We start from the raw sequence: 25931 nt of genomic DNA on the forward strand, positions 1-25931 counted from the left end.
ATGATGAAACGGCATACATAATTAGAGGGTGAAATGAGCCTGTTTTGCGGTATAATGGAACGATGGAGTTTATTGATGAATGTGGAGGCACAGACGTAATTGGCTAAATATCCGTTTGAATTTGACCCGGGCACTCCGTTTATGCAGCAGGCGAGCGATTGGATCGCCGACGTCTTCTATGAGGTGCTGCCGGAGGCCGGCTTCGAGGTGCGCGACGAGCAGATCTATATGGCGTTTCAGCTGGAGCGAGCGTACAACGAGAAGAAAACGATTTTTGCAGAAGCCGGTGTTGGAACAGGCAAAACATTGGTCTATCTGCTCTATGCAATTTGCTATGCACGCTATACGCGCAAGCCTGCAATTATCGCATGCGCTGACGAGTCTCTAATTGAACAGCTAGTGAAGCCAGAAGGCGATATTGCGAAGCTGGCACGCCATCTAGAACTAACAATCGATGCGCGCCTCGGCAAATCGCCGGATCAATATATTTGTTTGAACAAACTGGATGAAGTGCGTGCGGATGAGATGGCGTCTGAGGTCTATGATACGATCCACAGCGGCCTGCCAACGTTCGTTCATCGGCCGGATACGATGCAGGCGTTCCATCCATACGGGAATCGCAAAGATTACCCGCAGCTGTCGGATGAAGAGTGGGGACGTATCGGCTGGGATGTGTTCCAGGACTGTCTCGTATGCAGTCAGCGACACCGCTGCGGTCAGACGCTGTCACGCGAGCATTACCGCAAAGCAGCAGATATTATTATATGCTCGCATGATTTCTATATGGAGCATGTATGGACGTATGAAGCACGGAAGCGGGAAGGTCAGCTTCCGCTGCTGCCGGAACATAGCTCGGTCGTATTCGACGAAGGCCATCTGCTGGAGACGGCGGCGCAGAGCGCACTCACCTATAAGCTGAAACATGCGTTGTTCGAGAGCATCATTACGCGTCTTCTGGAAGGTGAAGTTCGCGAATCGCTCGCATATGCGGTCGAGGACGCAATTTCGTCGAGCGAGACCTTATTCGAGCTGCTGGCGAAGCACAGCGTACAAGTGCCAGCTTCGAATCGGCGTGAAGTTATACTGAGCGAGCCGTTGATGAAGGAGATAAATCGTTTTAGCAGCTTGCTCGGCACAATCGAAGAGGAGCTGGTGTTCGAGAGCGGTCTGTTCACAATCGATGACTACCAGCTGAAGATTGTTGAGGAGCATCTGGAGATGATCGGGTATGCGTTGTCGCTATTCAAGCGTCCAGAAGGACTCATCTCGTGGGTGACGGACAACGGTGCTGACGGCACCACACTCGTCATTATGCCGCGCAAGGTGAAGGAAATTCTCGCGGAGATGGTATTCGGCAAGAGGATGCCGGTTGTGTTCTCGTCTGCAACGTTGTCGGTTGACGGCTCTTTCGATTACGTAGCGTCCAGCCTTGGCATCAGCGATTATTTGTCCTTCTCCGTGGCCTCGCCGTACAATTACGAGGAACAGATGAAGGCTGTGCTTTATCCCGAAACATCAACTCCTACTGCTGCCAAAATGGGTATCGTCCTGCGCGGCATAGCAGAAGCAAAAGGCGGATCGCTGCTGTTGTTCCCATCCTTCGAGGAGCTTCACCAGTTCCAGGCTGAGCTCGCGCGTTATCCGGAGTCGAGCAGCTATCGATTCCTATATGAAGGTTCTGCTGAAATCAGCCACCTCATCTCCGAGTTCCAGCGGGATGAGCGCAGCATTCTATGCGCAGTTACGCTGTGGGAAGGGCTGGATATTCCAGGTCCGTCGCTATCGCACGTAATTATCTGGTCGCTACCGTTCCCGCCGCATGATCCTGTATTCGATGCGAAGCGGAAGGATGCCAAGGATGCGTTCCGCGAAGTAGATATGCCATATATGCTGCTGCGGATGCGGCAGGGAATCGGTCGGCTTATTCGTACGAGCAGTGACAGCGGCACCGTCTCGATCTTCGGCGAACAGCTGGAAGATGAGTTTGTGCTTGAACAGATTATGCGGTTCTTACCGTCGAATACAGAGAGGGTGGCACCATGCTAAACATTACAGAATACAGCGTAGAACTCGTGAAAGACCCGTTCGGCATTCTAGACGGTAAACGATACGAATTTATTCTCGATCTCGATGTGCCGGACGATGATGAGCTGTATACCGAGAATGGTGTTTATGCACGCGTTATCTTTAGCGTAGCGGACAGCGGATCGCGGATCGTGAAATACGAGCTGCGCGAACGATCGACAGATCGGTATTTGGAGATTGATCTGGAAGACGAAGAGCTTGCGGTGTTTGCGCAATTCTGCCAAGAAGAGCTTGAAGCGGGTGTTGACGTCGAATAAGACGTCTGCCCGGGGAGGAGACGGGTATGAAATCGATCCTGTTCACAGGCGGGGGCTCCGCCGGACATGTAACGGTCAATCTCGCGCTTATTCCGAAGTTTATTGCAGATGGCTGGAAGGTCGATTATATCGGTTCTGTTGACGGCATTGAACGGCGGTTAATTGAATCGCTGGATGGTGTTGCGTATCATCCGATCGCAACGGGCAAGCTTCGCCGCTATATGGATTGGCGCAATGTGAAGGATCCGTTCAAGGTTGTCCGAGGCGTGATGCAGGCCTATCGGCTCATTCGCAAGCTAAAGCCGAATGTCGTCTTCTCCAAAGGCGGCTTCGTCTCTGTGCCTGTTGTGTTAGGCGCGAGGCTCAACAAGACGCCGATTCTGATCCATGAATCGGATCTGACGCCGGGTTTAGCCAATCGTATCGCAATGCCGTTCGCAACAGGGATTTGTACGACGTTTCCTGAAACATCCCAGTATATTAAAGCTGGCGGAACTGAAGTAAGACATGTGGGAGCAGTCATTCGGGAAGAGATTCGGCAGGGGGCTGCACAACTCGGCCGTGCATTCTGCAAATTAGATGCGTCGAAGCCTGTGCTTCTTATCATGGGCGGCAGTCTTGGCGCGCGTGCGATTAATGCTGCCGTTCGTTCAGCGCTGCCTGAGCTGACGCGAAGGTTCTATGTTGTCCATCTGTGCGGTAAAGGCGGATTGGAAAGCAACATCGATAACCCATCCTATCGGCAATATGAGTATGTGCAGGAGCAGCTGCCTGATATGCTTGCTATGACCGATATTGTGGTTACACGCGCTGGATCGAACTCGATCTATGAGTTTCTATCGCTTCAACTGCCGATGCTGCTGATCCCGCTCTCGAAGAAGCAAAGCCGAGGGGATCAGCTCTTGAATGCGGCTTCGTTCAAGGATGCGGGTTATGCAGAGGTGCTCGAAGAGGAGGCGCTCAATGCCGCTTCTCTCGTGGCGAATGTATCGAAACTGTACGATGAACGGCATACATACCGGTACACGATGCGTCGCCATTCGCAGCAGGATGCGTTGAATGCCGTGCATAAGTGGATTGGGGATATCGCAAAGCCATAGAACGTCACTTTATCTTGAAAGAACCGATTTTAGTTGCAGAAATGCAGTATAAGAAAGTATAATTGTTAAAACGCATATGCAAGAACTGGAGGAGCCTGTCACTTACGGGTTTTCTCTGTCTTCAGAAGAGCCTGTATTTAACAGGCTCTTTTTTGCGTTTTTCAGGCAATTCCACACAAGGAAAGGGGATTAACTATGCAAATGTTATTGTCTCTAGCGATTATGATTGCCGCAACGAAGATTGCAGGCGATTTGTCGGTAAGGATAGGTCAACCGTCCGTTCTTGGCAAGCTCATTGCAGGAATTATTCTTGGGCCTGCCGTTCTTCACTGGATTGAGCCGGAGCCATTCATTCATGAGTTTTCTGAAATCGGAGTTCTGCTGCTGATGTTTATCGCAGGACTTGAGACGGACCTTGATCAACTGAAACGAAATTGGCGTTCGGCGGTTGCTGTTGCGATTGGCGGGATCGTCGCTCCTTTCGTTGGAGGATATGGCATAGCGCTGGCTTTCGGTCTTACTGGTCCGCAATCGCTGTTCGTAGGAGTACTGCTGTGCGCGACCTCTGTCAGTATTTCCGTACAAACCTTGAAGGAAATGAATGCATTGCAATCCCGAGAAGGTACGACCATTCTCGGTGCAGCGGTCGTGGACGATGTAGTTGTCGTTCTGCTCCTGGCAGTGATGATGAGCGTCCTCGGTACGGGAGAAGGAGGCTCTTTAGGGGCTCTTGCGATTAAAAACATCTTATTCTTTGTTCTTATCATCTTGCTTGGTTGGTTCATTGTACCGCCCTTAATGAAAAGATTGTCGAAGTATCAAGTAACTGAATCTGTCATAAGCGGTGCACTTGTCATCGTATGCTCGTTCGCATATTTTGCGGAGCGGATGGAGGTCGCAGGCATTATCGGGGCGTTCGCTGCGGGCATTAGCCTGTCACAGACGAAGTTCAAGCACCAGGTTGAAGAGAAGGTCAGTCCAATTGCCTACAGTCTGTTTGTTCCCGTGTTCTTTGTAAGTATCGGCTTGAATGTCACCTTCGACGGACTTGGCAGCCAACTAGGCTTGTTGCTCGTGCTGACGGTTGTTGCGATCGCCGCCAAGCTCGCTGGCGGTGCCTTAGGTGCAAGGCTGACCGGGTTCGGAGGCCGGTCAGCGCTTATGATCGGGGCGGGAATGGTATCGCGCGGCGAGGTTGCTCTTATCATCGCGGCGTCAGGGCTGGAGTCGGGGCTTCTGCCGCAGAATTATTTTACATCGGTAATCGTATTGGTCATCATAACGACGCTTGTTACGCCTCCGCTGCTGAAGGTGTTGAACGCCAATCGCAGCTATCAGCAGAACGATTCAACCAGCAGCTAATTTCCATACTCGATGCAACTTTCTTCCGCTTCCGTCAGTCTATAATGGCAGTGAATAGACTTATAGGCTGAGAATGGAAATAGAAATGGAAATGGAGGCTGTGATTCATGCAAATCAAATGGACTTCGTCGACAGCAGGGTGTCTAGCGATCGGATTGGCGATCTCAGGGTTGTTAAGCGGATCGGTATCCGCACAGGGCAGTGCAGGTGTTAACGCCAGCTATTCGTACGCGACAATTAGCAGTAAGAAGAACATACCGCTTGCGACTCCTATCTGGTCAGCCGAACTTGAATTGCCTTCCTCGGACGCATTCAATTGGCCGGATGTTGAAGCTGCGAACGGAAATGTGTTCTATGTGAAGTCAGGTGTCCTGTATGCGACTAGCGTATCGAGCGGGAAGAAGTTATGGTCGTTCGGCAAGAAGCTGCAAATCAACTCGATTGCAGCATATGGCAATTATGTATATGCATTCGAAGAAGGCGGCGTCGTATATCGGGTTGATGCGAAGACGGGGAAAGGCGCAAAGCTGTTTCAGCTCAGGGATGCGAAGGGAACTGTATCCCAGTCGATTAATGAAATCTCTGTCTCAGAAACAGAAGGCGTGTTGTATGTACTGAGTTCCAACACGGTGGCTGCTGTTCAATTGTCAGACGGGAAGCTGAAGTGGCGGAATGATGATTTTTACTATACGTCAGTACCGAAATTAGTGAATGGCAAGCTGCTTATGTATACCACGGAGTCAGGCGCAATTATGGTCGGCACGACCTATGCGATTGATCCGAAGACGGGTAAGACGCTGTGGAGGCTTGGCGGAAGCCACTCCAAACTGTTGGGAGCAGATGGTGATCGACTGTATTACGAAGACCAATGGCCGAACATCGATGATACCGAAGCTTCAATCGCCAAGCTGGATATCGTATCCCTTGAAACCGGCGAGGTCGTTGAATCCAAGACGTACCCTTCACCGCAGTTAAGTACGGGAGCTTATGTTCCGCGTTCCAATCAGCTGCTTATTGACGGCGATAATTTATTTATCGGTGCGGGCGGGAATGGCATCTATCGATATGGTGTGCATGCTGATCCGAAGACTTCCAAACCGGCTTATATTTCAGCCAATGGCAGCTGGATCGCAGGACCCTATAACGGTAAACTCTATTTCCAAGATTCGACCTTCCAAGGTTTGTTCGCGGTCAAGCAGCTGGAAAACTCGTATGTTTCTTATTATGGCGTAGACAATCCGATTAGCCGCCTAGACTTGATTGATTCAGGCATGTATATTGGGCAAACTGATGGTTCTGTCTTAGCCTATAACGTGAAGACGAGCAAGTCTGTGTTCCGTTATGAAACGGATGCACGCAATTACGGACCATTCCAGACAATTGGCAACAAGCTGATAGTTCAAGCAGATAATAAGCTGTACGCATTCAATCTGTCATCAGAGCTGACACAACCGATCACGGATTCGGATGCTGTAGCGGACGGATACGCCAAGGCATCAGCGAAGCTGTCGGTGAACGGGGAAGTCCGAGAATTCAATCCGAACATGATGTCGGCAGCGAATCGGATGTTCGTGCCGCTCCGATTCTTGACGGAGACGTTAGGTGCTAAGGTCGTGTACGATAGCAAGACCAAGTCATCGACTGTCACGTATGAGGGACGGGCGTTTACGATAACTGAAGGTAAGTCTTATGCGGTTATCGCGGGTAAGCAGCAAGATCTGTCTTTTGCCCCGGTGACATTGAATGGATCTCTGTATGTGCCAGTCAAAGACATTGGAGAATTGCTTGGCATATCGGTCAGTTGGAATGCTTCGTCACGGACGGTTGAAGTTGTCACTAATCCGCAGAAGTAATGGCATTCGTCTAGATGGGCGCAGTCATATGGCTCGGTATTTCATGCCATTAAATTTAGATTTGTCCAACGATTTGGGACAAAACTTTAAACTTTGTCGTTGCAATTTGGAATGACGGGTGTATAATTACGAGTAATTTCATATTTCTCGAACGATAAATTCAATGACGAGAATGAGTACGTTAATACGACTGATCCAACAGAGAGTTGGGGTGCTGAAAACCAACGATCAGGCGTTAACCGAAAGCTATCTCCGAGAAGCGGGCTGAAAAGCCATGCCGCTATTCCAGCGTTAGACGGAAGCGCATTGATAGATGCGTGATGGAGTGTCGTTGCCCATGTGGCAGCGGAACTAGGGTGGTAACACGGGTATTCAGACTCGTCCCTTATTGGGGACGGGTCTTTTTTGTTGTTCAAAATTGAAGAGGAGCGACTTTGAATAGCAGAGAGACTTTGCGCGAGCGCAAAGATCCCTATGTCGTGTTCAAAGATCCTAATGTGAGGAGATCCGCCAATGCTAAGTCAATCGTTAACAGCAACCAAATCCAACTCGATCGAGGGCCGGCTGGCGGCGCTCGTACGGGAGATGAAGCCGTCGGGCATTCGCAAGTTTTTCGACCTTGCAGCAGGTCAAGAAGGAATCATTTCACTGGGCGTCGGTGAACCAGACTTCGTAACGCCGCAGCCGGTTCGTGATGCATGCATGATCGCTCTGGAGCAGGGAAAAACTTCGTATACGTCGAATGCAGGCATGCCTGAGCTTCGAAGCGCAATTGCCGATTATGTCCACACCTCTTGGAATGTCACGTATGACTCATCTGAAGAACTGCTTGTAACTGTCGGGAGCAGTGAGGCTATCGATCTTGCGCTTCGTGCCTTGATTGAACCTGGCGATGAGATTCTTGTTCCAGTTCCGAGCTACATCTCGTATTCGCCGATTGCAGCGATTGGGCGCGGCATCCCTGTGGAAGTACAAACAGACGCATCCAATAACTTCAAGTTGACAGCAGATGCGCTGCGCAGCGCGATTACGCCGAAGTCGAAAGTGCTTATCGTATCGTATCCGAACAACCCGACAGGAAGCATTATGACCTATGAAGATTGGCTGCCCATTGCACAAGTGGCGGAAGAGCATGATCTCGTTGTTCTCTCGGATGAAATCTATGCGGAGCTGACGTACGGATCGAAGCATGTTAGCCTTGCTGCTGTGCCAGGTATGAAAGAACGGACGCTGATCATCAATGGTTTCTCCAAGGCGTTTGCAATGACGGGCTGGCGTGTCGGCTATGCATGCGGACCACAACCGCTGATCGCAGCAATGCTCAAAATCCACCAATACACCATCATGTGCGCGCCGATTCTTGGCCAGATCGCAGCGTTGGAGTCGCTTCGAATCGGACTTTCCGAGAAGGATCGGATGGTGGAGAGTTATAACGTTCGCCGGCAGGCGATTGTTGAAGGTTTCCGCCGAATCGGGCTTCCGTGCCATGTGCCGTACGGTTCGTTCTACGCATTCCCATCGATTGCAGGAACGGGGCTGACATCCGAGCAGTTCGCTGAACGTTTGCTGCTGGAGCAGAAGGTCGTTACAGTGCCGGGCAATGTGTTCGGGGGAGGCGGAGAAGGGTTTATCCGTTGTTCGTATGCAACATCACTTACGAAGATCGAAGAGGCATTGGTTCGTATTCAGAGGTTTCTTCAATCCTTGTAGCTAGGAGGAATGCGATTGGCACAGGATAACATTCAAGTGCCGTACGGCTATGAGCCGCCGGTGGATTCACGTAAAGGGATATTAGTCTATTACGATACGTTTGAGCATGCAACGGATAAGGAGTTGGATCAAGCGGTTGATCTGATGCACAACATGTCATTCAAGAAGCTCGTTCTTTATCCGCTGCATGAATCAACAGCCAAACGGATGTCGGAGGATGCTGTTCGGCCTTATTATAAAAGGCTGGATATGCTGCATGACTGGCGGCGTTCGATTGATGAATCGGGGGTCGTTATCGAAGGTCTGGAAGGGAAACGTAAGAAGTATACGCCGATCGATAGCGCCCTTCGTCATTTGACTGAAACCTATGGCAAACCGCTGTTTCTGCTCTTGTCGCCGGAAACGGCTAGCATGTTCGCTAGCTATGATTCGTTCGAGCCTTGGATTACTCGCATCAGGTTGCTGCTTACGTCGGGGCCATCGGCCAGTCAGATGCATCCGCGGCTAGTGAAGTACGCACACCGTTGGAACGTAGTCGGCGAACAGGTGGACGTGAGTGAACAATGATGCGAATTGCAGCTCATTATAATATCAGCAGCGGGGAAATCTAACGATATGAACAATTCGATCCTATTCCAATCAGGTACAGGCCGAGAACGTCATCAACGCAAGCTGCTGCTAAGCGCAGGGCTAAGCTGGTTGTTTGATGCCATGGATGTTGGCATGCTGTCCTTTATCGTCGCTGCGTTAAGTGTTGAATGGGGACTTGGTCCTCATCAGATCGGGTTGCTTACGGCTACGAATTCAATCGGAATGGCAGCGGGTGCAGCCGCTGCCGGCATATTGGCGGACCGTTACGGAAGAAGGGCGATCCTGCTCTGGACACTCGTTATTTTCTCCGTTGCGAGCGGTCTATCTGCGTTGGCTGGCAGCTTCGCCGTATTGATGGTGCTGCGGTTTGCGGCTGGATTTGGTCTTGGCGGTGAACTTCCCGTTGCTTCGACACTCGTCTCTGAGTCGGTACCGCCAGAATCGCGTGGCAAAGCGGTCGTGCTGCTGGAAAGCTTCTGGGCAGGCGGATGGATATTGTCTGCGCTTATCGCTTACTTCATCATTCCGCATTACGGCTGGCGTATCGGCTTCGCCATTGGTCTCGTTCCTGTGATTTATGCGTTATATCTAAGGCGGGCCATACACGATCCTGTACGCTTCACAACCAAGGGAGATCAGTCGCTGTCTTACGGTTCTCGTATTGCTTCAATCTGGCGCAACTCCCATCGTCGCTCTACCATTATGCTGTGGGTGCTCTGGTTTACCGTCGTCTTGTCTTATTACGGCATGTTCTTGTGGCTGCCAACCGTCATGGTCATGAAAGGATTCAGTCTCGTTCGCAGCTTTGAATATGTGTTGATCATGACACTTGCGCAGCTGCCAGGTTACTTCACAGCTGCTTATCTCATCGAACGTACGGGCCGAAAATTCGTGCTTATTACGTACCTGATCCTTACAGCGGTATGTGCGATCGTGTTCGGCAGCGCGACTACAACGGGTGTGCTCATCGCTGCGGGGATCGGCTTATCGTTCTTCAACCTTGGCGCGTGGGGCGCAATGTACGCCTATACGCCTGAGCTGTACCCGACGCCGATTCGTTCGACAGGTGTTGGTCTTGCCGCATCGTTCGGGCGTGTAGGCGGCGTAATTGGACCTTATCTCGTTGGGGCATTAGTTGCTCGCAACACGCCGATTTCCGCGATTTTCTCGATTTTCTTCGTGACCATCCTGATCGGGGCCGCAGCTGTATTGCTGCTTGGCAAAGAGACGAAGGGCATAGAGGTCGAGTAATTGGACATCCTAAATCTCGCTTGAGACGATTTCATCCGAAGGCGAAGGAGGGATCGAACGATGGGTCGAAGCAAAAATAAGACGTTTCGTGGTCAACAGCAAGCTTTCGAGGCAGTGAGTCAGCAAGCGGAAGACAATCAAGCAGCATCAACGAACAGCAACAGAAACCAGAAAGGTCATGTTCCGAACACTCCTTCAACTGGTTAATGATGCATCAAGAGTAGCAAGGCTGCACAGGCAATCCGCCGTGCAGCCTTTTCATTTTTCAAGCGACAAAAGGATTTAGGCGTGGACAGCGTTGTTCATGCGGCGTTACAATCGTGTCATGTCGCAACAAGGAGATAATCAAACGGATGAAAAGTTTACTCGTTACCGGCTATCGTGCACACGAGCTCGGGATTTACGATCAGAAACATAAGGGCATTCCCTACATACGCAAAGCAATCGAGTCGCGGTTAATGCCGCTTATTGAGGAAGGTCTGGAATGGATCGTAACGCCGGGCCAATACGGCGTCGATCTATGGGCTTGCGAGGTTGCGATAAGCTTGAAGAAAACCTATCCGCAGTTGAAGCTGTCCATTCTTGCCGCTTATACGAATCCGGAAGAGAAGTGGAATGAGGGCAAGCAGGATTATTATCGCGGCATTCTGCAACAAGTCGATTATTACGATTTTGTCAGCAAGCAGCCTTATCAAGGGGTATGGCAATTAACTGCGCGTGACGACCTGCTGCTGCGCCGTACAGACGGTATGCTGTTGTTCTATGATGAGGATGCGGGAGAAGCGAGCCCGAAATATATGAAACAGAAGGCATTGAAACGGCATGCAGAAGATGGATACCCGATTATTACGATTACGGCTGAGGACGTTCAGGCGATGGCAGACGAAGAGCAGAGGGACGTCGAGTACTATTAATTGGTAACGTTGTGTTAAGGTTCGGGAATGACGAGCATTTATGATTGACAGTGTCGCTTCATTTCTGTTATCTTATTAAAAATGTTTTCCGTTGCACAGATAAGTTCAAATTGTTATTCGCACTTAAACCTACCTCTATTCGCGGTCGCTCATTACTGAATGGCTTCGATAGAGGTTTTCTAATTATCTGATTTATAAAACTAAAAAGGAGTTGAGAGCATTGGCACACTATTATATGGAACCATCCCGTACGTTCAGCGAGTTTCTGCTCATTCCAAATCTGACGAGCAAGACTTGTACACCGGACAACGTGTCGTTGAAAACACCTATTTCTAAATTCAAGAAGGGCGAGCAGCCTGACATTATGATGAATATACCGTTCACATCTGCGGTTATGCAGTCTGTCTCCGATCACAACATGGCGACTGCGCTCGCAAGATGCGGCGGTATTTCTTTTATTTTCGGTTCGCAATCGATTGAAGATCAAGCCGCAATGGTACGTAAAGTGAAAGAATATAAAGCAGGCTTCGTTGTGAGCCGCTCGAACTTGAAACCGGAACAAACGCTTCGCGATGTGCTTCGCCTGAAAGAAGAGAACGGACACTCGACGGTTGCCATTACAGAAGACGGAACGTCGAGCGGCAAACTGCTTGGCATAGTAACAAGCCGTGACTATCGGATGAGCCGCGATTCGCTGGACAAGCCAATTCGTGAATTCATGACGCCATTCTCGTCGCTTATTTATGGCGAATCCGGTATGTCGCTGCCTGAAGCGAACAACCTCATCTGGGACAAGAAGCTTAACTGTCTTCCGATCGTGGACGAGAAGCAGCACCTGCAGCACCTGGTCTTCCGTAAAGACTATGATGCTGACAAAGAAAATCCACTTGGCCTTCTCGATGCGAACAAGCGTTACATCGTTGGTGCAGGTATTAATACAAAGGACTTCATGGAACGCGTACCAGCCCTTGTTGACGCTGGCGTCGATATCCTTGTTATCGACTCGTCGGACGGCTATTCGGAATGGCAGTATGACACGGTCAAATGGGTCAAAGAAAACTTCAACGTGAAGATCGGTGCGGGTAACGTCGTAGACCGTGAAGGCTTCCTCTACCTCGTCGAAGCGGGTGCGGACTTCGTTAAAGTCGGCATTGGCGGCGGTTCGATCTGCATTACGCGCGAACAGAAAGGTATTGGCCGCGGCCAAGCATCGTCTGTTATCGAGGTTGCGGAAGCACGTCAGCAATATTACGAAGAGACTGGCATCTACGTGCCAATTTGCTCCGACGGCGGTATCGTTCACGACTACCACATTACGCTCGCGCTTGCGATGGGCGCTGACTTCGTCATGATGGGCCGCTACTTCGCTCGTTTCGACGAGAGCCCAACGAAGAAGCTGAAGGTTGGCAACAACTTCGTGAAAGAGTTCTGGGGCGAAGGCTCGAACCGTGCACGCAACTGGCAGCGTTATGACACGGGCGGCAAGCAATCGCTCGTCTTCGAGGAAGGCGTTGACTCGTACGTTCCATACGCAGGTACGCTCAAAGAAAACCTCGATAAGACGATTAGCAAAATCAAATCGACGATGTGCAACTGCGGATCGCTCTCGATCGAACAGCTGCAGGAGACAGCACGTATCACGCTGGTATCGGCGACAAGCCTTGTTGAAGGCGGCGCGCATGACGTTATGCTGAAGGACAGCACGATGTCCGGCGAATAAGCACGCAGGTTGCGATTGCGATGAATGAATCTCGGTTCCCGAAAGGGAACCGAGATTTTTTTGTATAGTTTTGCTCCAAATGCTCAATCTATGGGTAGGGAGGGATTAACAATGACAATGAATCAGAATATCGAGCAAGTCGTAGCCGTTCGTAAGAATGGGGATGGCGATATCGTAGATCTCAAGCTGTCGTCTGGCCGCGTCGTTGATTACAAGACCGCACAAACGATGGTGAAGAATAACGAAATCGAACATCTCAATGTATTTCGCGGTCGTGACGGTGATGAGCATCTTCGTTCCGATGCGGATGGACGTACCGATAACAATCTAGACAACTTGCCTACGTTCTAGGGTTTAAATGAATACGAGAGGACCGTTGCGGAGGTCATGAATCAATGACTTCTGCAACGGTTTTCTTCGTTGAGATGGTTCTGATGAAAGAGAGAAGCGAATATTTAAACGATACCTAAGCACCTTAAGTTTCAACAAAAAACGCAATTAATAAGTGCTTACCCGAACTGTCCCATTCATATATTGAGTCATCATCAATATACGAATGGGAGGTTGTCTTGTTCTGAAATCGCATCTATGGAAGACTGGAATCGTTACGATTGTAGGCATGCTGCTATGGACGTTGTTACCAATCGTAAGTGTCAGCAATGCCGCGGCAAAAGAAAGCAGTGATCAGCTTATTATCATCAATAAGAAGACGAATAAACTTGCCTTCTTCGAAGGCGGGGAGCTCATACGAACGTTCCCCGTTGCAACGGGGCGGACGAATAAACTGACTCCGGAAGGTACGTTCGAGATTGTGAACAAAATCAAGAACCGTCCTTACTACAAAGACCATATTCCTGGCGGAGATCCGAGCAATCCACTCGGTGACCGTTGGATGGGTCTCGATGTCAATGGAACGGCGGGCACAACGTACGCGATCCATGGCAATAACAACAGCAAGTCGATTGGCAAATACGTGAGCTCAGGCTGTATTCGGATGTACAACGATGACATTCATTGGTTGTTCCCGCAGATCAAGCTGGGCACGAAAGCTGTAATTACGAACTCGAAGCTGTCTATGACCGAAATCGCCGTAAATCATGGCTACTCGGTACTGCATGATTATGATGGCAAGCTTATTGTGAATGGAAAAGTGATTAAACTCGAGCATCCGCTTGCGATAGTCGGCTCGCAGGTATTCGTTCCGATGCGGGAGCTGTTCGGGCTGCTTGGAGCAAAAGTAACGTGGAACAATGAGAAGAAGACCGTCACAGCTGTTGTCGGAGATCGTACGTTAGTGCACACGCCGCTTACGAACACCGTCAAGTTAAACGGTGATACTGTTACCATAACAGCTTCACGAGTGATTGCGAATACGACGATGCTGCCGCTGCGGAACATTTCGGAACTGACGGGATTTAAGGTTGTATACGATGCGGATAAGAAGGAAATACGGGTTACAGGCGGCACAAGTAAATAATGGATCATCAGAGTCAGAATAACACGTGATTATACGTTTTAATAGGATGCAATGATACAGTTAGTGGCAGCGAGGAATGATCGAATGTTCCTTTGCTGCCGCTTTTTTGAAAGGATAGGATGTATCAGGATGGAACTGTAATATATTAATTACGAATCTGTGACATTCGTCACAACTTCCTCATTTGGTCAACGGACCAACGTATGGTATCATAAAGAAAAGACGGGTAAAACACGAAGAACGCGAAGTAATAGTTGGAGGGGTTTGTCATCACTAACGTTGTGTTGAATGATGCTATGACAATGCTGGAACAAACGAGCCGGACGTTCTACATTCCGATCAGCCGACTGGTTCCAGGCTTGAAGGAAGCCGTAACATCTGGTTATTTGTGCATGCGTGCGATAGACGAGATCGAAGATCATGAACAGCTGCCGGACAGCTTGAAGAGCAGTCTGCTTAGCGAGATTCGCGATGCTCTTCGTACGGAGCAGCCGCTGGAGGCGATCAGCAAAGTGTTAGAACCACATCAATCCGATCTGCCAGCTGTCACGCTGCAGTTGAATGATTGGCTCGTTCTGTGCCCACCAACAGCACTTCCGATCGTACAGCGCTATACAGCGAAGATGTCAGAACAAATGGCCGATTGGGTTCACACGGGATGGGACATCCGGACGGAAGAGGACCTGGATCGGTATACATACAGCGTTGCGGGCATGGTTGGCGAGATGCTGTCGGAGCTGTGGCAGTGGTACGATGGTACGGCATCGGATATGAACAAAGCAGTCGCTTTCGGCAGAGGGCTGCAGGCAGTTAACATCATGCGCAATCGGGACGAAGATCTGAAGCGTGGCGTTGATTTCTTCCCGGACGGCTGGAACCTGAAGGACATGCTCCAATATACGAAACGCAACCTGAAGCTTGCAGATGATTACATTGCAGAGCTGAAGGACGGTCCGGCGATGAGCTTCTGCAAAATTCCTCTGGCGCTTGCACATGCAACGACGAAGCTACTATCCGTTGGCGGCAATAAGTTGACGCGTGCGGCTGTGCTCAAAATTGTTGGTTCATTGAGCTAGAGCAGAGATGAAGCCGCGCTGACCGCGGCTTTTTCTGTGTAAGCAATGAACATGGCACGGAATGGACAATTTGTGATAATTCGCATTTGAGAACAAAGCGGACTCACGATACTATTAGATCAAGAACGAATCCTCAAGGACAGGAGCTGCTGGCGATGAGAATTATTGTGGATAGCACGGTTGCGCGCTGGTACATTGATGAGATGGAGCTGCAGCCTGGCGATCAGCTTCATATTTTTGTACGTCTCGGAGGCTGCGGCAGCGTAGTGCCTGGGATGAGCCTCGGCATTATGAAGGAGAAGTCGAGTGCGCCGCGCATTCAAGTAGTGAGCGAAGGCATCGAATTTTATATGCTGCAAGACCAGCTCTGGTATCTAGAGAATAAGGACTTATATTTGCAATTCGATTCGCAAGGTGATGGCGTCGGCTTCAAGGTTGCATAGTGTAGTGGGTTAATCGAATAGAAGATAGAAGAAAGTCGCAGATTTTGCGGCTTTTTTGTTTGGGGGAAAAAGACGTGGTAAAAATTATGATCTGGCATTAGCTATCTGGAATGGAAGAAAGAGGATTGCATTTGTCGAAGAAATAAGAATGTTGGCAGAACCATTACTGTGACGCGCGAGCTTTCCGTACATTACCCGTCGGATCGGGTTATCATCATCAACTGTGTGAAGAACGCCGCGTCGCTTAACGACCAGGAGCATAGCGTACGTTCGGTGCTGGTCAGCGACCGCGACGTCACGCTGGAGGACGCTTTGTTCGTGGACGGCCAAATATGTACGAGGAATGCAATCAGAAGCTGTTATTCCCTTTTTACGATAAATAGATTAATCGCCGGAAGAACGAACTTCCGGCGATTATTTTCTTATGGAGATGGTGTGATAGGTTCTTAAATACTGTACCCAGATGTGACTTGCGTGTGCAGGTATGATAAAGTAGTAACGATAAGATTGAGGGGGATTCCAATGTACAAGCTCATGACCATTGACGATAAATCCGTGCAGGTTAGCTTTAGCGTTTATTACGATACCGAGGTTGGCGAGTTTTTGTTTCTGAAAGTGATGTGCGACATCTATATGCCGGGCAACGAGGTTGTACCGATCGCCATCGAGAAAGTGCTGATGAAGAAAATCGAAGAAGGCTTCAAGAAGCGTCCGGAGCTTTACGATTTACTCACCAAGCAGCAGGTCAAGGGAAAAACCTATTACGTCATTCCGGCACATATGCGTTATCAGCTCGATTGGCTGGAAGGGAATAAGAAAAAGGCTTCCTTCGAGAAAATGGATCCGAGCAAGCAGGAAGAACTGGACAAAGCTGAAGTCGAGTCAGCCAAACAGCAATCGGCTCCATCGCCGGCTCCAGAATCGACACCGACTCCACAGGAGCGCATCATTACCGATATTCGTCGCAAATTCCTCGTCTCCAAAGGATTCCAACTTAACGCAGCTACGAATAACTGGGTAGGCGGAGGCATTCGCTTCCCGGACGCGCTGATCGACAAGCCTGCAACAGATGTAGAGTTTGAGCAGAACATGAACCGTCTCATCGCGGCCGACAGCCGCGGAGGATATAAGAAGAAGTAACGATCCATAACGGTATTCGATTGTGAGGCAGCGCATACGCGCTGTCTTTTTTTATCGCGAATTCTACTGGTACGACAATACGAACATCGAGGATGAGAAAATCAAAGCGGTGTTGTACGAGTAATATATTCGATAGTCTATCGATCAAAAAGACGCAGATTGCTGCGGTCCGTTCAACATGCCAAATGTCCGCTTTGTATTAGGTTAATAGCGGTATAACCACCCTTATCAAGTAAAGAAGGAAATCATGAGATGGATTAAGAATAAGTTGTAATCGATGTTCCAGTGTATTAATGAAGGAGGCATGTGGCATTGAAGTTTTCACTAACAGGCTTGATCGGCTCTTTCTTGTGCATTGTATTGAGTAGTATCCTATTGTTCTGGAATCCGTACTCAAGCTTTAAGATTAGTACAGACACGGGTATGGTCGTATTCATGATGTTGATATTGCCCGCTTGCTGCGGTGTTGCTGCATCGATCTTTAAGGTTCGCTATTTAATGGGGATCGTATTCATATGGTCGCTCCCGTATGGAATTTACTTGTCAGCTGCCTCGATCCCAAGCTTATATAATCTGTTCGCAGTAGTTCTCATTCTATATTTGGTTTCTGTTATCACGTTGAAAAGATTAAAGGCAGAATAGTGAGCGATTGTTGCTAATGGGGGATGGTTACTCCGTCGTTGTTAAATGATCGATGTTACCCATCCATTTGTCGATATACAGCCACGCGGCTTCTTTCACTTGTTCTACTGGCGTTAGGTGTACGATCCAATGACCCCGTTCACTGTTGATTTCGCTGACCTCCCATTTGAACGATTCCGCTGCGTTATATCGCTCGGCGATCTGCAGCGCTTCGGATTTGGAAGTCCAGCAGTAATCGAAAATGAGGGTTGCGATCATTGCGAATAAGATTGCAACTGCGATTTGCTTGAAAGGTTTTCTCATGGCTGCACTCCTTTAAAGCGGGATAATCTATCGACGCGTTATGAGCGAAGAAGTTGCACTTTTTAAGGTTGTATATTTAGTCATATATATGTATAATAATTCAATGTATCCAACCAATGTTATCCATATTTCAATCGATGATAGGGTGAGGTGGGGAGATTGAACCTTGTATGCGACTCGGACCAATGGAGCGACTATTTGAAGGAGACAGAAGAAGTCGATTATACGGATTCATTAATTGCAGAACTTACAGCTAGATTAAACGCAGAGGCATCTGATTCAGTCGATTTCATAAGAAGGGCTTTTGAGTACGTGAGAGACGAGATCGACCATTCTTGGGATATCCGGAGTACGCGAGTGACCTGCGCCGCATCGGAAGTCCTTACGCTTCAAGAAGGCATTTGTTATGCAAAAGCTAACCTGCTTAGTGCGATTTTGCGCCGAGCAGAGATACCGGTCGGTTTCTGCTATCAGCGTATTACATTAGGTGACACGCCGGACACCGGATATTGCATTCATGCTTTGAACGCAGTCTTTATCTCAGAGCTGGATAGATGGATCCGATTGGATGCAAGAGGCAATAAACCCGGGGTTCAAGCGGAGTTCTCATTGACAGAAGAACGTCTTGCATTTCCAGTCCGTCACGAGTATGGGGAAGTTGATTACCCGATCATATACTCCGATCCGCATCCGGCAACGATCGAAACCTTGAAGCGCAATACGAATTGCGTGGAGATGTATCAGCATGGCTTGCCGGAACAGTTATAATCTGGAAGCTGATAGTGAATAGGATCAGAAGCTGCTTGCATGCAGCTTTTTTTGTTTGATTTCTTCTATTATGTTGACAAGAAAGCGTTTACCTAACAAAGGTATTGTTGTAATGTGGGGAAAAGGGGATTTCATCCCATATGTGTCAGATATAACAAAGGGGGAACATTCTTGAAACGAGCATGGAGTGCTCTAGCTCTCACACTCGCTATGTGCACAGTATTGCTAGGCTGCGATAATTCTGCGTCATCTAGCGAATCGCAACCGCAAGACAAGTCAGCAACGACCGAACAGCAGCAGACGGATCAGACTTCCGAACAAGCGGCAGCAGATTGGCAGGAGAAAGGCGCATCCAATCCGGCCGAATACCAAGGCAAGGGCGCGGGTGCGATCCATATCAATCAGCTTGGCTTCCGTCCGAAGGATGAGAAGGCAGCTATTATTACGAGTCAAGGTTTTCACTTCGACAGCTTCCAGCTTGTTGATGCGGATAGCGGCGAGGCCGTCTACACGGGCAAATTGCAAGGGAAAGGCGTCGGAGATGGCAAAGCAGACGAACCCGTCCTCGACTTCACGTCCGGCGATTTGGTCTATAAAGCAGACTTCACTTCTGTAGACAAGCCCGGCAGCTATTATGTCGAGGTTCCCGGCTACGGCAAATCCTATACCTTTACAATCGGTACTGACGTATATCGCAATGTGGCGGACGCCTTGTTGAAAGGATTGTACTATCAGCGGTGCGGTACTGCGTTGGAAGCAGACGCAGCTGGCGAGTATACCCACGATGCGTGTCACTTGGAGATCGCTACATTGTATGAGGATCAGTCGAAGCAGCTGGATGTAACCGGCGGATGGCATGATGCGGGCGATTACGGCCGTTATTCCTCGCCGGGCGCCAACGCGGTCGCATTCATGCTGATGGGTTATGAGCTGTTCCCGCAGGGCTACAAGGACATGAAATCCGATATTCCCCAAGGCGCGATTGGACCTGCCGTGCTGAATGAAGCGAAATATGAGCTGGATTGGCTGCTCAAAATGCAAGATACGCAATCCGGCGGCGTCTACCATAAGGTGACGAACAAAGGGTTCGAAGGCTTCGTGATGCCGGAGACGGTTCATGAGAATCTGTATGTGCTGCCTGTGTCGCCGACGGCAACCGGTGATTTTGCCGCAGTGATGGCAATGGCATCTCGTATTTATGAGAGTTATGACGACGAGTATGCGAAGGAGATGCTTGCAGCGGCCGAGAAAGCGTGGAATTGGCTCGCGAACAATCCGAACGCGCCAGGCTTCCACAATCCATCAGACGTCGTAACCGGTGAATACGGAGATGAGTCGGCGAGCGATGAAACCTTCTGGGCTGCAGTCGAGTTATATCGAACAACAGGCAAATCGGTCTATCATGACTATGTCAAAGCCAACTACAAGCAGCAGAGCCGCATGGGGTTAGGTTGGGCTGATATGAGCGGATTCGGAACGATCTCCTATGCGTTCATGGATGAGAAGCTTGCGGATTCGAGTGTGCAGCGTGCGCTTCGCAGCGCCATAACGGATAACGCCAATACTTTGGTCACTCAGGCGGAAACAAACGGCTTTGGCATCCCAGTAGACAGCAGTGACTATTATTGGGGAAGCAATATGGGTGTTATGCAAAAGGCGACCGTTCTCATTATCGCGAACGAACTTCAACCGAATTATGACTATCTGTTGACCGCGCATAATCTGTTCGATTATTTGATGGGACGCAATGCGCTTGATCAAAGTTATGTGACGGGCTTTGGTTCCAAGCCGGTTATGAATCCGCATCATCGTCCATCGATAGCAGATGGTGTGACCGATCCGGTGCCTGGCCTAGTCGCAGGGGGACCGAATGCAGGGCGTCAGGACCCGACAGCGGAAGCGAAGCTTCCAGCAGATGTCTTCCCAATGAAAGCCTATGTGGACGACAAGGAGAGTTATTCGACGAACGAGATAGCGATCTATTGGAACGCACCGGCGATCTTCGTAGCATCGTATCTTGCAATGCCGCAGCAATAATTGAATCATACGGTTAACAGAAGAAGCCTCCGATCCGGAGGCTTCTTCATATTTTGTAAACCAGTCTGTTTATAACAATAATTACAGGGTAAAAAAAGGATAGATTTACAAAATAGTAATCTTTCAGTAGGATGTAGATTATCGTGATTTGTACCATTTTGTAGAAAAGGGCGGCGTCTTGTCATGACTAGGACGAAATTGTGGAAGTGGTATTTCAATCTATTCATCCGAACACCGATTGCAGCACTGTTCTTTATTGTCGCACTCATCGCAGGACTTACACTGCTGATAAACAGCATTACAGTACGCGAATACGCTTCGGTACAGGCTCAGCCTATGGATACACAAGATGGGACAAGCGTTACAATGCTTGCTGCCAAGCTTGATCGAATGCAGGCCGAAGCGGATCTCAAAGCAGGAGATGCCGTAGTCTGGTATGTCGGAAATAGCGGGGAACGTTACGACGGAGAAGTCGCGAGTATCGAAGCGGGAGGAGTAGGCAGCAGCGTACTTATTCGCACGGATGCTTCGCAGTGGAAGCTTGCAGTTAAGGAAGCGAAGACAGACTCACCGTCCATTACCGTTGATATTCCAATAGGCCGGCAATCGGTGAAGGAGAAACTGTTCGGCCGTAAAGGGGGAGACGAACAATGACCAATGTCTCGCTTCGAAGTGTGCTGACAGCCTTATGGCCGATTATTCGGCGATACAAGCTAAGTTTCTTGAATCTATTCATTTGCGTACTAGTGACGTCTGTTATCGGAATGGTCTATCCGTACCTGTTCGGTATGCTTGTCGACGAAGTGTTCTACCATCGGAATCTGGGTTTCTTCAAATTTATCGTTATCGGCTATGGTCTCATCTATCTGACAGAGCAAGGACTTCATCTCGTCCTGAACAGCGTGTGGACGTACATGGTTACCCGTTTCACATTCGATATCCGTAAACGGCTGTATGAACGCATCGTGTCGCTGAAGGCATCGTACTTTCATTCGAGCAGTACAGGTGAGATGATGACGGTCATCAACCGGGATGCGGAAGAAGCGATGAACCTGATTCATTGGAATATTTTCTACCTGTCGGCCAATGCGCTTCGGCTTATGACGGCGATTGGGTTCGTGCTGTATGCCAATCTGTATCTAGGTCTGCTTATGATCCTTGTTGTTCCTATTGTTACCTTCACAACGCTCGCTTTCACGCAAGCAACGAAGAAGCGGATGGATGCACAACGCAAGCAATACGGCAAATTAATGGGCTGGTGCGTCGAAATGCTGTCCGGTCTGCGAGATATTCGGCTGATGGGCGCTGAACGCTATACTTCTCGTCAGTTTGTTGATAGTGTCGTCACCTATATGCGTTTGAAAAATAAAACGAGCGCCATCCAATTCGGCACCGATCGGGCGGTTGCGTTCGTGACGCTCGTCTCGGATCTTACTCTCTACATTGTGGCGAGCTTGCTTATTGTGAACGGTCATCTAACGCTTGGGGGATTCATTGCGATGATCGAATACTTCTCCCGGGCGAATGGATTGCTTCGGAATATGAGTGGAGCGAATGGCCGTCTTCAGCAAAATAAAGTCAGTCTCGCACGTGTCATTCACTTGTTGAGCGAGGAGACGGAACCGGCGATGAAAGATGCGCCGAAGCTGGAAGTGATGCGTGGAGACATCGTGTTCGACAACGTCTCCTTCCGCTATCGGCCCGATACGTCAGTGCTGTCGGGCGTTAATTTACGAATTCGCGGCGGCGAGACCGTCGCGATTGTCGGTAAGAGCGGTGGAGGCAAGAGCACGCTCGTCTCGTTGCTGCTCCGTATGTACGAACCGGATGAAGGCGAGATTCGGATTGACGGTGTACCGATCTCAGCATGCAGTCTTGCATCTGTCCGACAAGCGGTTGGGGCTGCATTGCAGGAACCGTATCTGTTTGAAGGAACCATCCGTTCGAATCTACTATGGGGCTGTGGCTCACGAACGGATGAAGAACTGTGGGCTGCATGCCAGAAGGCATCGATTGCTGAAGAGATTATGCGGCTGCCAGCCGGGCTGGATACACCGTATGGCGGATCAAGCGGTGTAACGATGTCAGGTGGACAGCAGCAGCGAATCGCGCTGGCGCGAACTTTCTTTAATCAGAAACGTATTGTTGTGTTCGATGAGGCAACTTCGGCGCTTGATGGTGAAGCCGAGCATGCTGTGAAGGCGGGTTGGCGGCAGATTGGCGATGAAACTACGGTTCTGATTATTGCGCATCGGCTGTCGACGATTCTCGAAGCGGATCAGGTAGCCGTGCTGGAGGATGGACAGATTGTTGCGTATGGACCGCATGAGGAGCTTCTTCGTACGAGCGACGCGTATCGCATCTTGTTCGAAGACCAATATTCGGAGCTGGAGGAGGCGGCCGTATGAAGAAGAAACGTTGGTCCATGCAGCGATTGACGTGGCTGCGTGCTTTTGAGGGCGTATGGCGGAAGCAGCGCAGACTTTTGTTCGGACTTGCGGGCTTACAGCTCTTGCTATTGGCGCTTGGCATGCTAACGCCGCTTCTGTTCAAGCAGCTAGTCGATCAGGTGATGGTCGCACAGCATCTGCACGCGCTCTGGTGGATTTGCGGCGGGTATGTTGGCATCTATGTGCTGGACAGTGCGATAAGAGGCGGACAGACGGTTGCGGGTAATCGACTGTCCAACAGACTGACATTCACACTGCGTCGAGCAGTATGGAGCCGATATATACGGATGCCGTTCGCCCAATACGAGCGGATGAACAAGGGCGATATGAAAAATCGGATTGAACAGGATGTCGATGCGGTCGATCGGTTCTTCAGTAAGCAGCTGCTAGACTATGGGTTTAGCTGGTCCTACTTGATTGTTGGCGGCGTGATGATGTTCGTGTTCAGCTGGCAGCTCACGTTGTTCGGCATGCTAATGGTGCCTTTATCGTTCTGGATGGTTCGTTGGCTTGGTTCAGGCGCTCGACGGACGTCCGAGCAATTACGTCATCGGTTCGGCCAATATGAAGGCTGGCTTGCTCACTCGCTGCGCGGCTGGAAAGAAATTAAGGCGAGCGGTATGGAGAAACGTGTGACGCTGCAATTTACAGAACATTGGCATGCCATATCCAAGGCGTTCTTCCGCCAGCATATGTACTGGTACGGTAACCGATCGTTCCAAGCCGTGAAGGACTTCTTCATTACAAGAATGAATGTGTATTTCATTGGCGGATTGCTGATTATCTATGGGGACTTGTCGATCGGTACGCTGCTAGTGTTCATGATGTACTACGAACAGTTCTTCTCTCACATTGGCAAGATCACCGAGATGGATCTGCAGCTTGCAAGCGATATCCCTTCGCTCGAACGGGTGAAGGAGATGATCGGAGATGTTGAGAAGTCGGATAACGAGCCTATTAATGAGGGTGGGGAAAAAGCAACGCTAAGTGCGGAGTGGGGTGAATCGTTGCATGCCATTACGTTACGAGATGTAAGTTATCGTTATGAGGGCATGGATCGCGATGCGCTAGAGAATGTTTCGCTCCGTGTAGAACGAGGATCTCGTGTGGCGCTCGTTGGACGAAGCGGTTCGGGCAAAAGCACGCTTGCGAAGCTTATGCTCGGCATGTACGAGCCTTCCGCTGGTGAAGTGAAGGTTGGCGGCCAGTGTGTTAATGAGCTGCGGACATCGGCGCTTCGGAGTGAGATTGGCGTCGTCATGCAGGACCCGGCGATTTTCAATATGTCCATCGCGGACAATGTACGTCTTGCTCGGCCAGACGCGAGCGGCGCCGAGCTTGAAGAAGCGTGTAGGCTCGCCTATATGGACGAGTTCGTCAATCAGCTACCGGAACGATACGAGACGATGATTGGCGAGCGAGGCGTGCAGCTCTCGGGTGGTCAGCGCCAACGCTTGGCGCTTGCGCGTGTCATTTTGTCCAAGGTGAGTATTGTCGTACTCGATGAAGCGACCTCGATGCTTGACCATGCTTCGGAGGTACAGATTAATGCAGCGCTCGAACAGTTGGCTGGTGAGCGGACGTTTATCGTTATCGCGCATCGATTCTCCTCGGTCAAACCTTCGGATTGGATTGTGCTGATGGATAACGGAAGAGTAGTCGATGAAGGTAAGCATGAGGAGTTGTGGGAGCGGAGCGAGTTGTATCGGATGCTGTTTCAGCAGCCGAATGCTAGGGCGGTGTAGAACTGCTAATTCATACAAAGGATCCTTGGCAGGGGAATAGTATAGGAGAGAGGGGAGTAATAGAGGTGACACGTACTATTAATTTGTATGTAGACGATCTTCGTGACTGTCCTGATGGATTCGTTTTGGCTCGGAACTATCAAGAAGCCATAGATTTGCTTGAAACTCATGATGTTGACATCCTGACGCTTGATCATGACTTAGGAGAAGATGAGCGTGGGGGCGAGTTACCTAACGGATATGACCTTGTGAAGTACATTTGTGAGAACGGCTTAAGGGCTAATAAGATTTATCTCCATACCGACAATCCAGTAGGAAGACGGAATATGTATGAAACGCTGCTAGCGGCGCAAAGACGCGGTTTCATTGCTGAGGATATTGAAATCTATCATTATCCGATTACTGTAAACAAATATTCAGGATAAAGATGTGTAGATGTTGCACCCAAAACCATGTTAGTAACTCGAAGAGCGCCTCGCGGGCTCTTTGTTTTATTAGGTCTGTCAGAGATTTGTGGTTGTCCTATTTTAATAGTTGCTAAGATGCCGTTAGCTGGGAGATGAGCAAGTGTGCCCGCTTAGGTGGTGGCAAGCGGAATGAAGACGATGACAAGAACTTAAAAGGTAGCAAGGGGAGAATATAATGATACCTATAATCTGGGATATTATAGTAGAATACTTATTAAGTAAGTATATCGCAGTGGTAATTCCAGCTGTATAGGACAAGAAGGGTGTTCACGAGTCAAAGTTGAAGGAAATCACCGCGTTTCAGAAAATGATTCGGTACAACACTTATAAACTTCACAGATACAGACACTTCAATCAACAAAATGAAATTCAGAAGATACGGACTAAAGAGTAGATTTGCGAAATGCAGAGACATAATAGTTAGGCGACATTGCCGAAGAGATATTCAAAGAAGAACCCAAACAGCATTCTATACGAAGAAGAAGTCGCGAAGAAAATGCAGAGAAGAAGATGAACCCAGTGTTACTGGACGCGCCTAGG

General features: G+C 49.5%; 24 protein-coding genes and 1 other annotated feature. Of the genes, 23 read left to right on the forward strand and 1 reads right to left on the reverse strand.

What is annotated here, in order from left to right; all coding sequences use genetic code 11:
- Positions 1-99: 99 nt before the first annotated feature.
- From H8B09_RS07055 to H8B09_RS07135, 17 genes are all read left to right on the forward strand, one after another.
- Positions 100-2046, forward strand: coding sequence for an ATP-dependent DNA helicase (locus tag H8B09_RS07055; RefSeq protein WP_191202689.1), 1947 nt, complete (start codon positions 100-102; stop codon positions 2044-2046).
- Positions 2040-2342 carry a DUF6509 family protein gene (locus tag H8B09_RS07060; protein ID WP_191202690.1) on the forward strand — a complete coding sequence of 101 codons (303 nt, stop codon included), beginning with the start codon at positions 2040-2042 and terminating at the stop codon, positions 2340-2342. The genes H8B09_RS07055 and H8B09_RS07060 overlap by 7 nt, the downstream gene beginning before the upstream one ends.
- A gap of 26 nt (positions 2343-2368) precedes the next feature.
- Positions 2369-3442: an undecaprenyldiphospho-muramoylpentapeptide beta-N-acetylglucosaminyltransferase gene (gene murG / locus H8B09_RS07065; RefSeq protein ID WP_191202691.1), complete on the forward strand. Its 1074-nt coding sequence runs from the start codon at positions 2369-2371 to the stop codon at positions 3440-3442.
- Positions 3443-3637: 195 nt separating this feature from the next.
- A complete protein-coding gene (locus H8B09_RS07070; RefSeq protein ID WP_191202692.1) occupies positions 3638-4804 on the forward strand; it encodes a cation:proton antiporter in 1167 nt (388 codons plus the stop codon).
- 107 nt (positions 4805-4911) lie between these two features.
- A complete protein-coding gene (locus H8B09_RS07075) occupies positions 4912-6657 on the forward strand; it encodes a stalk domain-containing protein (RefSeq protein WP_191202693.1) in 1746 nt (581 codons plus the stop codon).
- A gap of 154 nt (positions 6658-6811) precedes the next feature.
- Positions 6812-7046: a binding site (T-box leader), on the forward strand.
- A gap of 124 nt (positions 7047-7170) precedes the next feature.
- The gene (locus H8B09_RS07080; RefSeq protein WP_191202694.1) at positions 7171-8367 is read left to right on the forward strand and encodes an aminotransferase class I/II-fold pyridoxal phosphate-dependent enzyme; all 1197 of its coding nucleotides are present in this window, start codon (positions 7171-7173) and stop codon (positions 8365-8367) included.
- 15 nt (positions 8368-8382) lie between these two features.
- Complete coding sequence (locus H8B09_RS07085) at positions 8383-8934, forward strand: hypothetical protein (RefSeq protein ID WP_224753293.1); 552 nt, start codon at positions 8383-8385, stop codon at positions 8932-8934.
- 48 nt (positions 8935-8982) lie between these two features.
- Entirely contained in the window at positions 8983-10209 is a 1227-nt protein-coding gene (locus H8B09_RS07090) for an MFS transporter (protein ID WP_191202696.1), read from the forward strand.
- Positions 10210-10269: 60 nt separating this feature from the next.
- Positions 10270-10416 carry a hypothetical protein gene (locus H8B09_RS07095; RefSeq protein WP_191202697.1) on the forward strand — a complete coding sequence of 49 codons (147 nt, stop codon included), beginning with the start codon at positions 10270-10272 and terminating at the stop codon, positions 10414-10416.
- 146 nt (positions 10417-10562) lie between these two features.
- The gene (locus tag H8B09_RS07100) at positions 10563-11123 is read left to right on the forward strand and encodes an SLOG family protein (RefSeq protein WP_191202698.1); all 561 of its coding nucleotides are present in this window, start codon (positions 10563-10565) and stop codon (positions 11121-11123) included.
- Between the two features lie 220 nt (positions 11124-11343).
- Positions 11344-12843, forward strand: coding sequence for an IMP dehydrogenase (locus H8B09_RS07105; protein ID WP_191202699.1), 1500 nt, complete (start codon positions 11344-11346; stop codon positions 12841-12843).
- Between the two features lie 117 nt (positions 12844-12960).
- Positions 12961-13194 (forward strand): DUF3892 domain-containing protein, encoded by a 234-nt coding sequence (locus H8B09_RS07110; protein ID WP_191202850.1) that lies wholly within the window; start codon positions 12961-12963, stop codon positions 13192-13194.
- A 268-nt stretch (positions 13195-13462) separates the two neighbouring features.
- Positions 13463-14320, forward strand: a complete 858-nt coding sequence (locus H8B09_RS07115; RefSeq protein WP_191202700.1) for a L,D-transpeptidase family protein — start codon at positions 13463-13465, stop codon at positions 14318-14320.
- A 296-nt stretch (positions 14321-14616) separates the two neighbouring features.
- On the forward strand, positions 14617-15396 hold the full coding sequence (locus H8B09_RS07120) for a squalene/phytoene synthase family protein (RefSeq protein WP_191202701.1): 780 nt from the start codon (positions 14617-14619) through the stop codon (positions 15394-15396).
- 155 nt (positions 15397-15551) lie between these two features.
- On the forward strand, positions 15552-15839 hold the full coding sequence (locus tag H8B09_RS07125; protein ID WP_191202702.1) for a HesB/YadR/YfhF family protein: 288 nt from the start codon (positions 15552-15554) through the stop codon (positions 15837-15839).
- A gap of 522 nt (positions 15840-16361) precedes the next feature.
- Positions 16362-16979: a hypothetical protein gene (locus H8B09_RS07130; RefSeq protein WP_191202703.1), complete on the forward strand. Its 618-nt coding sequence runs from the start codon at positions 16362-16364 to the stop codon at positions 16977-16979.
- Between the two features lie 312 nt (positions 16980-17291).
- Positions 17292-17621, forward strand: coding sequence for a hypothetical protein (locus tag H8B09_RS07135; protein WP_191202704.1), 330 nt, complete (start codon positions 17292-17294; stop codon positions 17619-17621).
- A gap of 27 nt (positions 17622-17648) precedes the next feature.
- Here H8B09_RS07135 and H8B09_RS07140 read toward each other — a convergent pair whose 3' ends face one another.
- Complete coding sequence (locus H8B09_RS07140; protein WP_191202705.1) at positions 17649-17924, reverse strand: hypothetical protein; 276 nt, start codon at positions 17922-17924, stop codon at positions 17649-17651.
- 159 nt (positions 17925-18083) lie between these two features.
- Here H8B09_RS07140 and H8B09_RS07145 point away from each other — a divergent pair, with 159 nt between their 5' ends.
- The 6 genes from H8B09_RS07145 to H8B09_RS07170 all read left to right on the forward strand — a co-directional run bounded on the left by H8B09_RS07145 (position 18084) and on the right by H8B09_RS07170 (position 25349).
- Positions 18084-18692, forward strand: a complete 609-nt coding sequence (locus H8B09_RS07145) for a transglutaminase-like domain-containing protein (protein WP_191202706.1) — start codon at positions 18084-18086, stop codon at positions 18690-18692.
- Between the two features lie 171 nt (positions 18693-18863).
- Positions 18864-20729, forward strand: a complete 1866-nt coding sequence (locus tag H8B09_RS07150; RefSeq protein ID WP_191202707.1) for a glycoside hydrolase family 9 protein — start codon at positions 18864-18866, stop codon at positions 20727-20729.
- A 183-nt stretch (positions 20730-20912) separates the two neighbouring features.
- The gene (locus H8B09_RS07155) at positions 20913-21383 is read left to right on the forward strand and encodes a hypothetical protein (protein ID WP_191202708.1); all 471 of its coding nucleotides are present in this window, start codon (positions 20913-20915) and stop codon (positions 21381-21383) included.
- Entirely contained in the window at positions 21380-23137 is a 1758-nt protein-coding gene (locus H8B09_RS07160) for an ABC transporter ATP-binding protein (RefSeq protein ID WP_191202709.1), read from the forward strand. Before H8B09_RS07155 ends, H8B09_RS07160 begins: the two co-directional genes overlap by 4 nt.
- Positions 23134-24924, forward strand: coding sequence for an ABC transporter ATP-binding protein (locus H8B09_RS07165; RefSeq protein ID WP_191202710.1), 1791 nt, complete (start codon positions 23134-23136; stop codon positions 24922-24924). The genes H8B09_RS07160 and H8B09_RS07165 overlap by 4 nt, the downstream gene beginning before the upstream one ends.
- A 65-nt stretch (positions 24925-24989) precedes the next feature.
- Complete coding sequence (locus tag H8B09_RS07170) at positions 24990-25349, forward strand: cyclic-phosphate processing receiver domain-containing protein (protein WP_191202711.1); 360 nt, start codon at positions 24990-24992, stop codon at positions 25347-25349.
- The last annotated feature ends 582 nt before the right edge of the window (positions 25350-25931 follow it).

Source organism: Paenibacillus terricola (genome assembly GCF_014779765.1).
GTDB classification, from domain to species: domain Bacteria; phylum Bacillota; class Bacilli; order Paenibacillales; family Paenibacillaceae; genus Paenibacillus_T; species Paenibacillus_T terricola.

Bases quoted from the DNA above. Each gene is read 5' to 3' on its own strand.
- H8B09_RS07060 (WP_191202690.1), top strand. From the start codon at position 2,040: ATGCTAAACATTACAGAATACAGCGTAGAACTCGTGAAAGACCCGTTC.
- murG (WP_191202691.1), top strand. From the start codon at position 2,369: ATGAAATCGATCCTGTTCACAGGCGGGGGCTCCGCCGGACATGTAACG.
- H8B09_RS07070 (WP_191202692.1), top strand. From the start codon at position 3,638: ATGCAAATGTTATTGTCTCTAGCGATTATGATTGCCGCAACGAAGATT.
- H8B09_RS07075 (WP_191202693.1), top strand. From the start codon at position 4,912: ATGCAAATCAAATGGACTTCGTCGACAGCAGGGTGTCTAGCGATCGGA.
- H8B09_RS07080 (WP_191202694.1), top strand. From the start codon at position 7,171: ATGCTAAGTCAATCGTTAACAGCAACCAAATCCAACTCGATCGAGGGC.
- H8B09_RS07090 (WP_191202696.1), top strand. From the start codon at position 8,983: ATGAACAATTCGATCCTATTCCAATCAGGTACAGGCCGAGAACGTCAT.
- H8B09_RS07095 (WP_191202697.1), top strand. From the start codon at position 10,270: ATGGGTCGAAGCAAAAATAAGACGTTTCGTGGTCAACAGCAAGCTTTC.
- H8B09_RS07100 (WP_191202698.1), top strand. From the start codon at position 10,563: ATGAAAAGTTTACTCGTTACCGGCTATCGTGCACACGAGCTCGGGATT.
- H8B09_RS07110 (WP_191202850.1), top strand. From the start codon at position 12,961: ATGAATCAGAATATCGAGCAAGTCGTAGCCGTTCGTAAGAATGGGGAT.
- H8B09_RS07115 (WP_191202700.1), top strand. From the start codon at position 13,463: ATGCTGCTATGGACGTTGTTACCAATCGTAAGTGTCAGCAATGCCGCG.
- H8B09_RS07120 (WP_191202701.1), top strand. From the start codon at position 14,617: ATGACAATGCTGGAACAAACGAGCCGGACGTTCTACATTCCGATCAGC.
- H8B09_RS07125 (WP_191202702.1), top strand. From the start codon at position 15,552: ATGAGAATTATTGTGGATAGCACGGTTGCGCGCTGGTACATTGATGAG.
- H8B09_RS07130 (WP_191202703.1), top strand. From the start codon at position 16,362: ATGTACAAGCTCATGACCATTGACGATAAATCCGTGCAGGTTAGCTTT.
- H8B09_RS07140 (WP_191202705.1), bottom strand. From the start codon at position 17,924: ATGAGAAAACCTTTCAAGCAAATCGCAGTTGCAATCTTATTCGCAATG.
- H8B09_RS07155 (WP_191202708.1), top strand. From the start codon at position 20,913: ATGACTAGGACGAAATTGTGGAAGTGGTATTTCAATCTATTCATCCGA.
- H8B09_RS07160 (WP_191202709.1), top strand. From the start codon at position 21,380: ATGACCAATGTCTCGCTTCGAAGTGTGCTGACAGCCTTATGGCCGATT.
- H8B09_RS07165 (WP_191202710.1), top strand. From the start codon at position 23,134: ATGAAGAAGAAACGTTGGTCCATGCAGCGATTGACGTGGCTGCGTGCT.